The following is a 14,575-nucleotide window of genomic DNA, read 5'->3' as shown; positions in this document are numbered from 1 at the left end:
GATTCCTCAGTCGCCGCTGCTGTTTTTATGGTAAACTTAATCGCTACTTCACCACTACGTTCGTCTTGATACTCAGCTCCGTCAGCTGCTTATCCGAGATGGGCGAGGGCGAGTCAATCATCACGTCGCGGCCCGAGTTGTTCTTGGGGAAGGCGATAAAATCGCGGATGGAGTCGGCCCCGCCGAAGAGTGAACACAGGCGGTCGAAGCCGAAGGCGATGCCGCCGTGGGGCGGCGCGCCGTACTCAAACGCATCGAGCAAGAAGCCGAACTGCGCCTGCGCCTCCTCGGGCGAGAAGCCGAGCAGCGAGAACATGCGGGCCTGCACCGCCCGGTCGTGGATGCGGATGGAGCCGCCACCTACTTCTACCCCATTGATAACCAGGTCGTACGCATTGGCACGGGCCTGGCCGATGGTGTCGGGGTTATCGAGCAGGTGCAGGTCCTCGGGCTTGGGCGAGGTAAAGGGGTGGTGCATAGCGAAGTAGCGGCCCTCCTCCTCGATATACTCCAGCAGCGGGAAGTTGACTACCCACAGCGGCGCAAACGTGTCTTTGTCGCGCAGGCCGAGGCGCTGGCCCATTTCGAGGCGCAGCACCGACAGCGCCTTGCGGGTTTTATCGGCCGGACCGGCCATGAGCAGCAGCAAGTCGCCTTCGTTGGCATTAAAGGCAGTTTTCCACTTCTGCAATTCCTCCTGCGAGTAGAACTTATCGACTGACGACTTCACCACGCCGCCCGCCTCTACGCGGGCATAAACCAGGCCCGTAGCCCCAACCTGCGGGAGCTTCACGAAGGCGGTCAGCTCGTCGAGCTGCTTGCGGGTGTAGGCGGCGCAGGTGGCCGCGTTGATGCCCACCACCAGCTCGGCGCTGTCGAATACCGGGAAGCCCTGGCCCTGCACCACGTCGTTGAGCTCCACGAACTTCATCTCGAAGCGCACGTCGGGCTTGTCGTTGCCGTACCAGCGCATGGCGTCGGCGTACTCCATGCGGGGCACGGTGGGGAAATCGAGGTCTTTAATTTCCTTAAACAAGTAGCGCACCAGGCCCTCGAAGGTGTGGAGGATGTCTTCCTGCTCCACGAAGGCCATTTCGCAGTCAATCTGCGTGAACTCGGGCTGGCGGTCGGCGCGCAGGTCTTCGTCGCGGAAACACTTCACAATCTGGAAGTAGCGGTCGAAGCCCGATACCATCAGCAGCTGCTTGAACGTCTGGGGCGACTGCGGCAGGGCGTAAAACTCGCCGGGGTTCATGCGCGAGGGCACCACGAAATCGCGCGCGCCTTCGGGCGTGCTCTTGATGAGCACGGGGGTTTCGACTTCGATAAAATCCTGGCCATCGAGGTAGCGGCGCACGGCCTGGGCCATTTTGTGGCGCAGCATCAGGTTGTTGCGCACCGGGGCGCGGCGCAGGTCGAGGTAGCGGTACTTCATGCGCAGCTCGTCGCCGCCATCAGTCTCATCCTGAATGAGAAAGGGCGGCAGCTTGGCCGGGTTCAGCACCTCCAGCTTCTCCACGCGAATTTCGATATCGCCGGTCACCATTTGGGCGTTTTTGGAGTAGCGCTCGGCCACTTTGCCGGTTACGCTAATCACGAACTCGCGGCCCAGCGTGCGGGCCGTTTCGCGCACGGCTTCGCTCTCAACGCCTTGTTCCAGCGCCAGTTGCGTAATGCCGTAGCGGTCGCGCAGGTCCACCCACAGGATGCTGCCTTTATCGCGGGTGAGCTGCACCCAGCCGACGAGGGTGACGGTTTGGCCGACGTGTTCTTGGCGAAGCTCGCCGTTGGTATGGGTTCTCAACATGACCGCAGATTCAAACGGATTAAACGGATTTCGCAGATGCGCCCGCCTGCGGCGGGCTGACTGTGCTTTTTGGAAGGGTCTTTTGGTTGTTAGGCGCAAGATTAGTGCGAAGGTACTTCGGGGGGGCGGGCCAAAACTGTGGGGTTTGGTATGAAGTATGTAAAAGAGGTTGGTACGCTGCTGTTGCGGCCTCCCTTCTTTTCTTCTTTCTCGACATGAAACTTCTTCCTTCTTTGGCCCTGGCGGCCGCTCTGCTCACGGCCGGCGCGGCCCAGGCCCAAATCAAAGTCAAGACTAAAAACAAGTACGCCGGCGGCACCGAAATCAAGACCAAGGGCGAGGTGCCGGCCGTGACGCTCGATGGGCCCATCAAGCGTATCGAAACGCTTTCGGGCATCGATATTTTTCCCAAGCCCAACTCCAACAGCGTGCTGCTCAGCTTCACGCAGCAGTTTACCAAGCCCGGCACGCTGGTGATGACCGACTATAAAAACAAGGTGGTGTACCAGCAGGAGCTTGACCCCGCCAACAACACCGGCGAGCCCGTTGACCTGGGCCACATTTCGGCCGGCACCTACCTGGTAGAGGCCAAAACGGGTAACTACGTGTACTGGAAGAAGGTGCGCATCAAGTACCCTACGGTGGTACGCCGCTAGGTAACACCTTATTCTACTGCTATTTATAAGCACGTCATGCTGAGCTTGCTGAAGCATCTCTACCGCATCGTTGGGGTCAATAATCCAACGATGCGGTAGAGATGCTTCGGCAAGCTCAGCATGACGTGCTGGTATAGTACAACTACTTTGCCCAGCGCCTGCCCCGTATTTTTGCCCAGCTTATGAAAACTCTTGCTCTGCTACTCACCGTTCTGGCCCTCACTAACTTCGGCCCCAAGCCCAAGCTGACCTCGGTGAAGCTGGCGCCCAACCTCACGGTGGCCGTACCGCAGGGCTTTACCCCGCTGCCCGACGAGGGCATTGCCGCCAAGTTTCCGTCGCCGCGCAAGCCGCTGGCGGTGTTCAGCAGCCCCAACGGCCGGGTCGATTACAGCATTTCGGTGCGCCCCACCACCTTCGGGCCCGATTACCACATCCTGCTACCCATGTACAAAGCCAGCGTGCAGCGGCTCTACACCAAGGTCGATTTCCTGACCCAGGAAGTGCGCAAAGTCAACGGCCGCGAGGTGGTGGCCCTGGAGTTCATCTCCACCTTCAGCGAGAGCCGCCGCTCGGTGCAGCTCGCGCCCATCAAAAAGTACGAGTACATCGAGTACGCCGTGCAAGGCCAGCAGCTGTACATTTTCTCGTTTTCGGCCCCAGCCGAGGAGCAGGCGCAGTGGCGCCCGGTGGCCCAGGCCGCCCTCAGCGACATTAACCTGAAATAGCGAACAATGCCCGGTTGCGGCGTTTGTCATGGCGAGCGCACCCAACAAGGCACCAAACTATGCTTACCGACGACTACTTCATGCGCCAAGCGCTGGCCGAGGCGCGGCGGGCGCTGGCGGGCGGCGAAATCCCGATTGGTGCGGTGGTAGTGCTGGCGGGCACCATCATCGGCCGGGGCCACAACCAAACCGAGCAGCTGCACGACGTAACAGCCCACGCCGAAATGCTGGCCATCACGGCCGCAGCTAATTATCTGGGCAACAAGTACTTAGCTAATTGCACGCTCTACGTCACTGTGGAGCCTTGCGTGATGTGCGCCGGGGCCAGCGCCTGGGCGCAGCTTGGGGGAGTGGTATTTGGCGCGGCCGAGCCCAAAACCGGCTACCGCCGCCATGCCCTGGGCCTGCTGCACCCCCGCACGAAAGTGCGGGCGGGCGTGTGCGCCGACGAATGCACGGCCCTCATGCAGGCGTTTTTCCAAGCCAAGAGAACTATGTGAGGTAAGCTTTGGCTTGCCGTGGGTAAAAGAATAATCTATGCTTAAAACGGCAAGCTGAAGCTTACCGCACGCAACCCCCGCCCCCAATTGCGGGTTATAGAAGAAGCATCCACCCATCTTTTCACTTTAAAACACCTGAATCATGGCTTTTGAACTGCCCAAGCTGCCCTACGCCTACGACGCCCTCGAACCCACCTTCGACGCGCAGACGATGGAAATTCACTATACTAAGCACCACCAGGCCTACGTAACGAACCTCAACGCTGCCGTGGCCGGCACGGCGATGGAAAACCAGACCATCGAGGAAATTCTGCACAACATTGCGGCGGCCACCCCGGCCGTGCGCAACAACGGCGGCGGCCACTGGAACCACTCGCTATTCTGGACCGTGCTCTCGCCTAACGGCGGCGGCCAGCCCACCGGCGCCGTCGGCGATGCCATCACCAAGTCGTTTGGTAGCTACGATAACTTCAAAACCGAATTCACTAAGGCGGCCACTACGCGCTTCGGCTCGGGCTGGGCGTGGCTGGTGAAGCAGGCCGACGGCTCGCTCACCATCGCCTCGACGCCCAACCAGGACAACCCGCTGATGCCCGACGCCGGCATTAAGGGCACCGCCATCCTGGGCCTCGACGTGTGGGAGCACGCCTACTACCTCAAGTACCAGAACAAGCGCCCCGACTACGTGGCCGCCTTCTTCAACCTCATCAATTGGGACGAGGTGAACAAGCGCTTTGCCGATGCCAAGTAAGCTGCCCGCTGGCAAGCGTTTTCAGAAAGCCCTCCTGCCCTGCGCAGGAGGGCTTTTTTGTTGCGCGCCGCCGTCCGGCCGGCACCCGGCCATTGTTACGCCAATGCTACGCCGCTTGCGCCGCGCCTGCTAAAAACTGCGTAACTTTAGGCGCTAAAGGCCCTTTTCCGAAACTTTTAAAACTACGCCTGCATGAGTATCAAGCTGCGTCTTACCGTCCTGAGCTTCCTCCAGTTTTTTATCTGGGGCGCGTGGCTGATTACGATTGGTGCCTATTGGTTTCAAACCAAGCAGTGGTCGGGCGCGCAGTTTGGCGCCATCTTCTCCACCATGGGCATCGCGTCCATCTTCATGCCCTCACTCATGGGCATTGTGGCCGATAAGTGGATAAACGCCGAAAAGCTCTACGGCGTGCTGCACATTTGCGGCGCTATTACGCTGTGTACCATTCCGTTGGTTACCGACCCCGGCGTGTTCTTCTGGGTTATCCTGCTGAACATGATTTTCTACATGCCCACGCTGTCGCTGTCCATCGCCGTGTCGTACTCGGCCCTCAAAACCCAGGGCCTCGACGTGGTGAAGGACTACCCGCCCATCCGGGTGTGGGGCACCATCGGCTTCATTGCGGCCATGTGGGCCGTCACGTTCCTGGGCTTCGAGAAGTCGGCCAATCAGTTTTACGTAGCTGCCGGGGCCGCGCTGCTGCTGGGCGTGTACGCGTTTACGCTGCCTGCCTGCCCGCCGCCTTCCAAGGGCGCGTCGAGCCGCTCGCTGGTCGATGCGCTGGGCCTCAAGTCGTTTGCCCTGCTGCGCGACCGCAAGCTGGCGACCTTCTTCGCCTTTGCCCTGCTGCTGGGCGCGGCCTTGCAGCTCACCAATGCCTATGGCGACACCTTCCTGCACGACTTCGACAAGATACCGGCCTACCGCGACACGCTTTCGGTGCAGCACCCGGCCTTTATCATGTCGATTTCGCAGATTTCCGAAACGCTGTTTATCCTGGCTATTCCCTTCTTCCTGCGGCGCTTCGGTATCAAGCAGGTGATGCTGTTTAGCATGGTGGCCTGGGTGCTGCGCTTTGGCCTGCTGGCTTTCAGCAACCCCGGCGGCGGCCTCTGGATGATTATTCTCTCGTGCATTGTGTACGGCATGGCCTTCGACTTCTTCAATATTTCGGGCTCCCTGTTTGTCGAAACCCAGACCCAGCCCAGCATCCGGGCCAGCGCCCAGGGCTTGTTTATGATGATGACCAACGGCTTCGGGGCCGTGCTGGGCAGCTCCATCAGCGGCCTGGTTATCCAGAACTACTTCACCGATGCCGCCGGCAACAAGGACTGGCACGGCATCTGGCTGGCCTTTGCGGCCTACGCGCTGGTGATTGCTGTGCTGTTCGTGTTCATTTTCAAGCACAAGCACGAAGAGCAGGTAGTCGAAAACGAATATTCTGAGCCGGCAGTAGCCGCGTAAGCTGGCGCTTAGAGGCTATCCAAACAGGCCTTGGGCGGGCTGCTATTTGGCTAGTCTCTGAGCCCGGCTCCATTACCCTATTTAATGAGCAACCCCAACCCGCTTCCGGCGGCAAGTCCCGACCTATCGGCCGCTTACAACCAACACGGCTTTCAGCCCACGGTGTGGTTTTATACCATGTTTGGCGAGCTGCCCCGCCGCGAAATCTACCAGCTCGTAACGGCTGACGCGCGCAAAACCGTGCTCACCACCTTGGCCGAAACCTACGACCTCGACCAGATAACGGTGGTGCAGTCGGTGTTTATTGAGGAGGTGGACAAAGCGCCCGAGTGGCAGTTTTACGCCCTCTCGCCCGAGCCGCACACCCTGCTGTTTTTCAGCATTACCAGCAGCTACGGCGACCAAAGCGCCATTCTGTACTTCTCGCCTCGCACCGATGCCGACACCCTGGCCCGCCTGCGGGCTTCGCTTCAGGCCCAGCTTGAAAGCGGGCAGGTAGAGCGCCAGCGCATTCAGGTGCTGCGCCTCATGGGCAGCGACCTGGCCTTCTCGCCGCTGCCGCTCAAAATCCCGGCCCTCGACCTGGCTGCGAACTACAACGAGGACCTGCTGCCCGTGCACGAGGCCATTGTGAAGCGCTTGCAAAAGCCCGATGATAAGGGTCTTATCATCCTGCACGGCCCGCCCGGCACTGGCAAAACCAGCTACATCCGGCACCTGTGCAGCCTCACCGACAAGCCCAAGCTGTTCATTCCGCCCAACCTGGCGCTGCGCATCGCTGACCCCGAATTCATCAACCTGCTGCACGATAACACCAATTCCATCCTGCTCATCGAGGATGCCGAGGAGCTGCTTACCAAGCGCGACGCCAGCGGCAGCAACGCCGTGAGCAACCTGCTGAATCTCAGCGACGGCCTGCTGAGCGACGGCTTCCACATTCAGATTATCTGCACCTTCAACGCCGACCTTGCCCGCATCGACAAGGCGTTGCTGCGGAAGGGCCGCCTCATTGCTTCCTACGCCTTCGGGCCGCTAGAGCAGGCCAGGGCCCAGGCCCTGGCCACCACGCTGGGCCAAACCACGCCCGTAACCGAAGCAATGGCCCTGGCCGATATCTACAACCGCGAAGAACCGACTTTCGTGAGCGAAACCAAAACCGCCGGCCGCATCGGTTTCAGCCGATGAGCGCAAGCTCGTCAATACAAAATTGGTATAAAATTAGTCTGATTTCAGTATAAAGAAAAAGCCGCTCTGCATTATGCAGAGCGGCTTTTTTGTGCAGAATGGAAGGCTGTTCCGTGCTGCGAGCAATTACTTCGAGAAGTAGAACTCGCCTTCGATTTGGGCGTTCTCGTCCGAATCCGAGCCGTGTACGGCGTTGGCTTCGATGCTCTTGGCGTACTTCTTCCGGATGGTGCCGTCCTCAGCGTTGGCTGGGTTGGTAGCGCCGATGAGGGTGCGGAAGTCAGCTACGGCGTTTTCTTTTTCGAGGATGGCCGCCACGATGGGGCCGCTCGACATGTATTTCACGAGGTCGTTGTAGAAAGGACGCTCCTTGTGCACGGCGTAAAACTCGCCGGCGCGCTCGGGCGTCAGGTTCACTTTCTGAAGCTCCACGATGCGGAAGCCGCCCTGCTCAATCATGCTCAGGATGCCGCCGATGTGGTTTTCGGCCACGGCGTCGGGCTTAATCATGGTGAAGGTGCGATTGGTTGCCATTATGTTGGGGGTAAATAAAAAAGAGGTACTTTGTGGGGCAAAGGTAGGGGCCGCGGCCGCCCCTTTCCGAACCTTCCCCCGGGGTTTGGTTGTTGAAACCCAATTCATGCCGACCTTTGCCGGCCCGTTTGCTCAGCGTGAGCCTAGCGGCATTTTTTCGCATTCGTAGGCCATTTACGTCGTCGATGTTTCCTTCCGTATCCGAGTTGCAAGCTCTGCTGGCGCAACCCAAGCAGATTTTTATCACTACGCACCACAAGCCCGACGCCGATGCGCTGGGCTCGTCGCTGGCCTGGGCCACTTATCTCAAAAAGAAGGGGCACTCCGTCACGGTGGTTACCCCTTCCGACTACCCCGCTTTCCTCAACTGGATGCAGGGCAACGACGAGGTGGTGGTGTATGAGCCGCGCCACAACGACCGCCAGGTGCGCGACTTGGTGAACCGCGCCGAGCTCATTTTTTGCCTTGACTTCAACTGCCTGGGCCGCATCAACGAGCTGGGCGAGTACGTGCGCCAGGCCCCTGGCACCAAAATCCTCATCGACCACCACCAGCGCCCCGAGGCTTTCGCCGACGTGAGCTTTTCGGAGCCCAAGGCGGCGGCCACGGCCGAGCTGGTGTTTGAGATTATCCGCGCCCTCGGCGACCAGGACCTCATCGACCAGGGCATGGGCGAGGCGCTCTACGCGGGCATTATGACCGATACGGGCTCGTTTCGGCACCCCAGCACCTCGCGCAACGTGCACCTCATCATTGCCGAACTGCTCAACACGGGCATCGACCTGTCGGCGGTGCACCGCCGCATATACGACTCGCACACCGAAATTCGCCTGCGCTTCCTGGGCTATATCCTAAAGGATAAGCTGGTGGTAAACCGCGAGTTCAACACGGCCTACATCGCTGTTACCAAGGAGGAACTGCGCCAGTACGAGAGCAAAACCGGTGACACCGAAGGACTTGTAAACTACGCGCTCAGCATTGAGGGCATCGTATTTGCGGCCGTGTTCATCGACCGCGGCTCGGCCGTGAAGATTTCCTTCCGCTCGGTGGGCGACTTTTCGGTGAGCGATTTTTCGCGCAACCACTTCGAGGGCGGCGGCCATAACAATGCATCGGGCGGCATCAGCATGCTACCGCTGGATGCCACGGTAGAGCGGTTTTTGGGGCTGCTGCCGCAGTACCAGGCGCAGTTGGTGAGCACGGGTACCGCGTCGGTAGCAGTTGCGCCGCCCGTGGCCTAACTTTGGGCCTGTCTTCGTCTTTATTCCAATTTTTTGTTTTCAATGCAGTTTTCTCTCCGGCCCGGTGTGGCCCGGCAGCTGGCCTTAGCGGCCGGCGTGCTCAGCGCAACTTCGTTCCTGTCTTCGTGCACTAAAGGCGGCGGCGATTATGCCAAAACCAAGTCGGGCATCGAGTACAAGATTTTCAAGAAAGATGGCACCGGCTACTCGCCCCGCGAGGTAGTCGGCGGCGCCGATGCCGCTTACAAAGACCGCGTGGGCAAGGTAATGTCGGCCCACATTGAGTACCGCACGGCCGGCGACTCGGTGATGATGAAGTCGCGCGAGCGCCAGTTTGGGGTGCCGGTGCGCATTCCGCTGGAGGCCCTCACGGCCAAGCAAATGGGTGCTGAGCCCGAGGCGTTTGCCTTGCTTCAGCCTGGCGATAGCGGCGTATTCCGCTTCAACGCCGACACGCTGTACATGCGCAATGCCCACCAGCTGGCCCCGGCCAACCTGAAGAAAAAGGGTAACTACATCATTCTCACGGTGAAAGCCGTGGCCCTGCAAGACCGCGAGGCTGCGATGGCCGAGGCCATGGCCGACCAGCAGAAGATGATGGCCGAGCAGCAGCGCCAGATGCGCACCTACGCCGCCACCCAGGATAAGGAAGATGACGCCACCCTGCAGGAGTACGTGAAGAAGAACAACCTCACCAACTTCAAGAAAACCCCGAGCGGCGTGTACATCATCGTGACGCAGCCCGGCACCGGTGGCAATGCCAAGCCCGGCCAGATGGTGACCGTGCAGTACCGCGGTACCCTGCTCGACGGCAAGGAGTTCGATGCTTCGGCCAAGCACCCCGGCCAGCCCTTCTCGTTTGCCGTGGGCCGTGGCCAGGTAATTCCGGGCTGGGACGATGCCTTGCAGCAGCTTAACAAGGGCAGCAAGGCCACCATCCTCATCCCGTCGTCGCTGGCCTATGGCAAGCAGGGCTCGCCGCCCGCCATCCCAGCCAATTCGCCCCTGCGCTTCGACATCGAGCTGACCAACGTGGCCGATGCCCCGGCCCCTTCGGCTTCGATGGCTCCGGCCCCCGCTGGCCGCTAAGCCGGCTGGCCCACCGCAGTTAACCTTACGCCGCCACGCCCCTCCGGCGTGGCGGCTTTGTTTATAACAAGGAATGTAGGGTAAGCTTCAGCTTGCCGGCGCCAGGGCTTTTGCATTTACTTACTAATCAGTATCTTATAACCATACTGGCGGCAAGCTGAAGCTTACCCTACGTGCCGCTTTCATCAAAATAGCACTGCCCTTTGGCTAATCATCATATTATGAAGCAGTTACTTAATTTTTTTCTCCTGCTACTCATCTTCGGTAGCACCACCGGCCTGCGGGCGCAAACGCTGGCCCCGGCCCCTGGCTACCAGCGCACGGCCAGCGGCACCGAGTACCAGCTGTTTCGGCGCGATGCGGCGGGCCGCTACGCGCCCCGGCCGCTGGCCGTGGCTGCCGATGCGGCCTATGCCAGCCGCGTGGGCCAGGTACTGCTCATTTTTATTCAGTACCGCACCGACCGCGACTCGCTGCTGATGGACTCGCGCCAGATGCGGCCCGAGCCGCTGCCCGTGGTGCTGGGCCCCACGCTGCCCACTGGCAGCATTGAGGAGGCCATGAGCCTGCTGCTACCCGGCGACAGCGCGCTGTTCCGCTTCAACGCCGACACGGCATTTGCCAAGTCGCTGCGGCAGCCGGTGCCCCCGTTTATCAAGAACTCGGGTAATGCGCTGCGCCTCGTGGTGGTAGCCAAGCAGCTGCTCACCCCCGAGCAAATGGAGGCCCGCCAAAAGGCCATGCTCGATGAGCAGCAGCGCCTGCTGAAGGCCCGCACCGCCAAGCAAGTAGTGAAGGATGATGCCTTCATTCAGGCCTACCTCAAGAAGAACAAGCTAACCACTACGGCCAAAAAGACGGTGGGCGGCACCTGGTACGTGATTACGAAGCGCGGCACGGGCGTGCTGCCCAAAAAGGGCCAGACGGTGAGCGTCAAATACCGCGGCACCGTGCTGGCTACGGGCAAGGAATTTGACTCGACGGCCAAGCACGGCGACACACCGTTTGACTTTGTGCTGGGCCAGGGCCAGGTAATCAAGGGCTGGGACCAGGGCATTGCGGTGCTCCCCAAGGGCAGCAAAGCCATGCTGCTCATCCCCGCGCCGCTCGGCTACGGCGAGCGCGGCGCGGGCGGCGACATTCCGCCCAACGCCGTGCTGCGCTTTGATGTGGAGCTAACTGGCGTTAAATAAGCACATTGACAAAAAAGAACGTCCTACTCATCTGGCGTCCGCTTGCCGAAGCATCTCTACCACACCACTGGGATTACTAACCTTAGCGGTGTGGTAGAGATGCTTCGGCAAGCGGACGCCAGATGAGTAGGACGTTCTTTTTTGTCAACTTTCCTTCACCCCCCCAGCACTTCGCTCAGTATTTCCAGTGAGTTAATTGGGCCAAGTCCCTCAACGTGAAGCTGATAGTAGCGGATAACGACGGCGAGCAGCTCGCGGCGCACCTGGCCGTTGGGGATGGTGCTGGCGGCGGGGGTGCGCAGCAGCTCATCGAAGTAGTGCTCAAACTCGCGCAGGCGCAGCGTAGCGGGGCCGCTGTTGAAGGTGCCGCCCACGGGTGCGGCCCCGGCCATAGCCACCTGGTCAATGATTTCGGCCCCGGTTTCGGCCCCAAACCCCAGGTAACCAGCCAGATGCAATAGAAAAAGGAGGGCGAAGTTTTCGATGCCCTCGTCCTGCTGGTCGAAGGTGAGAATGGAGTCGTGTAGGAAGCGAAAGAGGGACACGTTTTCTTCCTCCTCGCGCACCGACTTGCTCAGCACCTCTGACAGGAAGAGGCCCACGCTGCTCTTGCGCATATCGTAGGGCAGCGAGCGAAACGGCTCGGCGCACCGGAACTCGGCCAGCCGGGTGAGGCTGCCGCCCTGGCGCGGCACATAGGCCACCAGCTCCAGCAGCGTGAGGGGCTGAAACAGGGCAATGCGGCCGGGCGGCTTGGCCCGGCGCACGCCATTTACGAGGTAGCTCTGCACGCCGCGCTGCTCGGTGTACACGCGAGTGATGATACTGGATTCGCGGTACTTGAGGTAGCTCAGCACGATACCGCGGGTTTTGATAAGCATAAGTTTTGGTTGTAGGGGCGCGTCGCACGCGCCCGGTCGTCCGGCCCCCGTTGTCAACCGGGTGCAGACGGGTTATTTGATAAAAAAGCGCAGGTAGAAAAGCAGGCGACCGGGCGCGTGCGACGCGCCCCTACAGCACGGCCACTTTGCTTACGCAGGTGTTTTTGCCCTCGGCATCGGAGGTGAGTATCAGGTAGATGCCCGAGCGCACGCGGCGGCCGGCGGTGTCGGCGAGGTTCCAGGTAACGGTGCCGCCGGCGGCGCGGGTGCTGTATACGAGGTGGCCGGCCACGTCGGTGATGCGCACTTGGGCGTTGTTGACCACGCCGCTGATACCCACGGTGCCCGCAAACTCGGGCCGCACGGGATTGGGCGATACCTGGGCGCAGCTGGCCGGGCCGTCGGTGATGGAGGCCGAGCCGCGGTAGCTGACCACGCCGGCATCGGTGGCCACGAAAACTTCGCCGGTTTTGTCGTTTACGGCCACGTCCACGATGCTGTTGCTGGGCAGCGGGCTGTTGGCGGTGGTGAAGTTGAGCAGGGCCTCGGTGGCATCGGCGCTGAAGAGCCACAGGCCGTTGGGCGTGCCAAACCACTTGCGGTTGGCCCCGTCGATAGCAATGCAGCGCACCGTTTCGCTGAAGAGCACCTGGAAGCCGGTGCCCGAGCCGCGGGTTACCACGGGGCGGTCAAAATCAGGGTACTGCGTATTATTAGCCGCCGCGCTCACCAGCTGGCTGGGGTCGTTGTACACGGCCACGCCGGCCGCGGTACCCGCCCAAATAGCGCCGTTGCGGTCGCGCGTCACGGCATAGAGCAGGTTGCTGGGCAGGCCGGTGCGGGCGGCGGGGTCGGGGTTGGCAGTGAAGTAAAACGGCTTCTGGCTGGCCGTGTCCAATACTACCAGGCCCTGGCCACCCTTGCGCGACTGCGTGGCCCAGGGGTTGCCGAAGTTATCGACCGTGAGGCGGTCGAGGTTTTCGAAGCCCGCGTAGGCGGGCACTACCGTCCAGGTGGCGGTGGCAGGCCGGAAGCGGAACAGGCCGGGCACCCCCGCCTGCTGGTGGCGGTTGGCCACCCACACCTGGCCGCTGTTGGGGTCGGCGGCCACGTCGGTCACACGCACAAAGCTCAGGTAATTTACATCGCTGGCTACCAGGCTACTACGCAAGGGTGAGCCGGGAACGCCTACTGTAAACTGCCGGTACTGGCCGGGCCCCTTCCATTCGAGCAGACCATTGCCGTAGCTCGCAAGGTAGAGCGTGCCATCGGGGGTACGGGTGCCGTGCGAGAGGTCGAGCGGGTTGGGAAAGTCGGTGACTGAAGGGTAGGCAGTAGCTGTATAGTTGGTCCACTGCCCATCCTTATATTCGTAAAAACCGCCTCGATTACCAAACTGCAGGCCGCTTTCGCCCGAGTAGCCGCCACTAAACACATCAACCGAATTGGTAGCTGCGTTGGCCAGCAGGCCGTAGGCGGCAGCCCTTTCGGGGGCGTTGGGCTGAATAACTTCGGGCGCGGCCGTGGCCGAGGCAAAGCGCAGCAGCCCTTTGTCGTAGCTCGCCACATAATACGTACCGTCGGTTTCGCGCAGCATATCGCGCACATCGGTGCCCACGGCCGCCAGGGGCAGGGCTTCTACCACTGCGCCGGTGGGCGCATCAAACCGCCGCAGGGCACTGCCCTGGAAAGCCAGCAGCAGCTGCCCGGTGCTGGGCTGCAGCCGGCGCACGTCGTTGCCGTAGCTATTAGCTGCGAAGCGCCAGCGGCGGGCGGCCCCCACCCCGGCCAGGTAATATACCCCCCGGAAGCTGCTGCCCGCCACCACGTGCCCGCGGTAGGCCACCAATTGTAAATAAGCAAGCGCGGGCTCGGCAGGCGCAGGCAGCTCGGCCAGCCAGTTGCGGTAGTCGAGCAGGTTTGAGGCCGGGCTGATGCGCGCGCGCAAAATACCGGCCGAAGTAGCCGCGTAAATTGTATCGTGCAGTACCACCGTGGCATAGGCTGCCACTACCTTGCCCCCCGGGCCAATGGCGCTGTAGGTGTCGCGCACCTCGCGCTTGGCCAGGTCGAGCACCACCACGCCCAGGGTCGTGCCGATGTAGGCCACGCCGTTGTATACCTGCACCTGGCTCACGGTTTTGGCGGCCTGGCTTTCCTTGCGCAGCAGGTCGGTTACGTTGCGCACCGCATTGTTGCGGCCCAGCAGGTCGATGTTGCCGTTGCGGTACACTACCACTAGCTGTGCCGAGGCCGAATCGTAGGCCAGTGCCGCCACTCCCACGTCGCTGAGGCCATCGCGGCGCGACAGCATCTGGGTGGTGTGCAGGTCTTTATCATAAAAATAGAAGGACGACTCATCGGCCACATACAGCCGGTTACCAGCTTCGGCCAGCGTGAGCGGGTGCCGGGCGGGCAGGTGCAGCTGCCAGTCGCCGTAGGCCGCGCCCTGGCCCCAGGCCCGGGTGGCAGCCAGCATTCCCAGCAGTAAAAACCAAGCGGAAAAACGGGGCATAGAGGTCAGTTATCAGTGAGCAATTGGC

Annotated in this window: 13 protein-coding genes; 9 read left to right on the top strand and 4 right to left on the bottom strand. The window is 61.1% G+C overall.

Annotated features, from left to right (window positions below; all coding sequences use genetic code 11):
* Positions 1 to 43: 43 nt before the first annotated feature.
* Positions 44 to 1,807, bottom strand: coding sequence for an aspartate--tRNA ligase (gene aspS, locus QMK33_RS11120; protein ID WP_283564657.1), 1,764 nt, complete (start codon positions 1,805 to 1,807; stop codon positions 44 to 46).
* 215 nt (positions 1,808 to 2,022) lie between these two features.
* Here aspS and QMK33_RS11115 point away from each other — a divergent pair, with 215 nt between their 5' ends.
* From QMK33_RS11115 to QMK33_RS11090, 6 genes are all read left to right on the top strand, one after another.
* A complete protein-coding gene (locus tag QMK33_RS11115) occupies positions 2,023 to 2,463 on the top strand; it encodes a T9SS type A sorting domain-containing protein (protein ID WP_283564656.1) in 441 nt (146 codons plus the stop codon).
* 182 nt (positions 2,464 to 2,645) lie between these two features.
* A complete protein-coding gene (locus tag QMK33_RS11110) occupies positions 2,646 to 3,191 on the top strand; it encodes a hypothetical protein (RefSeq protein ID WP_283564655.1) in 546 nt (181 codons plus the stop codon).
* Positions 3,192 to 3,250: 59 nt separating this feature from the next.
* On the top strand, positions 3,251 to 3,691 hold the full coding sequence (locus tag QMK33_RS11105) for a nucleoside deaminase (RefSeq protein ID WP_283564654.1): 441 nt from the start codon (positions 3,251 to 3,253) through the stop codon (positions 3,689 to 3,691).
* A 142-nt stretch (positions 3,692 to 3,833) separates the two neighbouring features.
* Positions 3,834 to 4,442 (top strand): superoxide dismutase, encoded by a 609-nt coding sequence (locus tag QMK33_RS11100; protein WP_283564653.1) that lies wholly within the window; start codon positions 3,834 to 3,836, stop codon positions 4,440 to 4,442.
* A gap of 192 nt (positions 4,443 to 4,634) precedes the next feature.
* Positions 4,635 to 5,909 (top strand): nucleoside permease, encoded by a 1,275-nt coding sequence (locus QMK33_RS11095; protein WP_283564652.1) that lies wholly within the window; start codon positions 4,635 to 4,637, stop codon positions 5,907 to 5,909.
* An 84-nt stretch (positions 5,910 to 5,993) separates the two neighbouring features.
* Positions 5,994 to 7,094 (top strand): AAA family ATPase, encoded by a 1,101-nt coding sequence (locus QMK33_RS11090; protein WP_283564651.1) that lies wholly within the window; start codon positions 5,994 to 5,996, stop codon positions 7,092 to 7,094.
* Between the two features lie 126 nt (positions 7,095 to 7,220).
* On the opposite strand, the gene QMK33_RS11085 is transcribed toward QMK33_RS11090, so the two are convergent.
* Positions 7,221 to 7,628: a nucleoside-diphosphate kinase gene (locus QMK33_RS11085; RefSeq protein ID WP_283564650.1), complete on the bottom strand. Its 408-nt coding sequence runs from the start codon at positions 7,626 to 7,628 to the stop codon at positions 7,221 to 7,223.
* Positions 7,629 to 7,813: 185 nt separating this feature from the next.
* On the opposite strand from QMK33_RS11085, the gene QMK33_RS11080 reads away from it, so the two are divergent.
* The 3 genes from QMK33_RS11080 to QMK33_RS11070 all read left to right on the top strand — a co-directional run bounded on the left by QMK33_RS11080 (position 7,814) and on the right by QMK33_RS11070 (position 11,151).
* Positions 7,814 to 8,869 (top strand): DHH family phosphoesterase, encoded by a 1,056-nt coding sequence (locus QMK33_RS11080; protein ID WP_283564649.1) that lies wholly within the window; start codon positions 7,814 to 7,816, stop codon positions 8,867 to 8,869.
* Between the two features lie 42 nt (positions 8,870 to 8,911).
* Complete coding sequence (locus QMK33_RS11075; RefSeq protein WP_283564648.1) at positions 8,912 to 9,958, top strand: FKBP-type peptidyl-prolyl cis-trans isomerase; 1,047 nt, start codon at positions 8,912 to 8,914, stop codon at positions 9,956 to 9,958.
* A 221-nt stretch (positions 9,959 to 10,179) separates the two neighbouring features.
* A complete protein-coding gene (locus QMK33_RS11070) occupies positions 10,180 to 11,151 on the top strand; it encodes an FKBP-type peptidyl-prolyl cis-trans isomerase (RefSeq protein ID WP_283564647.1) in 972 nt (323 codons plus the stop codon).
* A 155-nt stretch (positions 11,152 to 11,306) separates the two neighbouring features.
* Here QMK33_RS11070 and recO read toward each other — a convergent pair whose 3' ends face one another.
* Both recO and porZ read right to left on the bottom strand, forming a co-directional pair.
* Positions 11,307 to 12,032, bottom strand: a complete 726-nt coding sequence (gene recO, locus QMK33_RS11065; protein WP_283564646.1) for a DNA repair protein RecO — start codon at positions 12,030 to 12,032, stop codon at positions 11,307 to 11,309.
* Positions 12,033 to 12,162: 130 nt separating this feature from the next.
* Positions 12,163 to 14,547: a type IX secretion system anionic LPS delivery protein PorZ gene (gene porZ, locus QMK33_RS11060; RefSeq protein ID WP_283564645.1), complete on the bottom strand. Its 2,385-nt coding sequence runs from the start codon at positions 14,545 to 14,547 to the stop codon at positions 12,163 to 12,165.
* Between the last annotated feature and the right edge of the window lie 28 nt (positions 14,548 to 14,575).

Origin of the sequence: Hymenobacter sp. H14-R3 (assembly GCF_030063445.1) — a bacterium.
Lineage (GTDB): Bacteria > Bacteroidota > Bacteroidia > Cytophagales > Hymenobacteraceae > Hymenobacter.
This window is presented reverse-complemented; position numbering and strand designations above follow the sequence as displayed.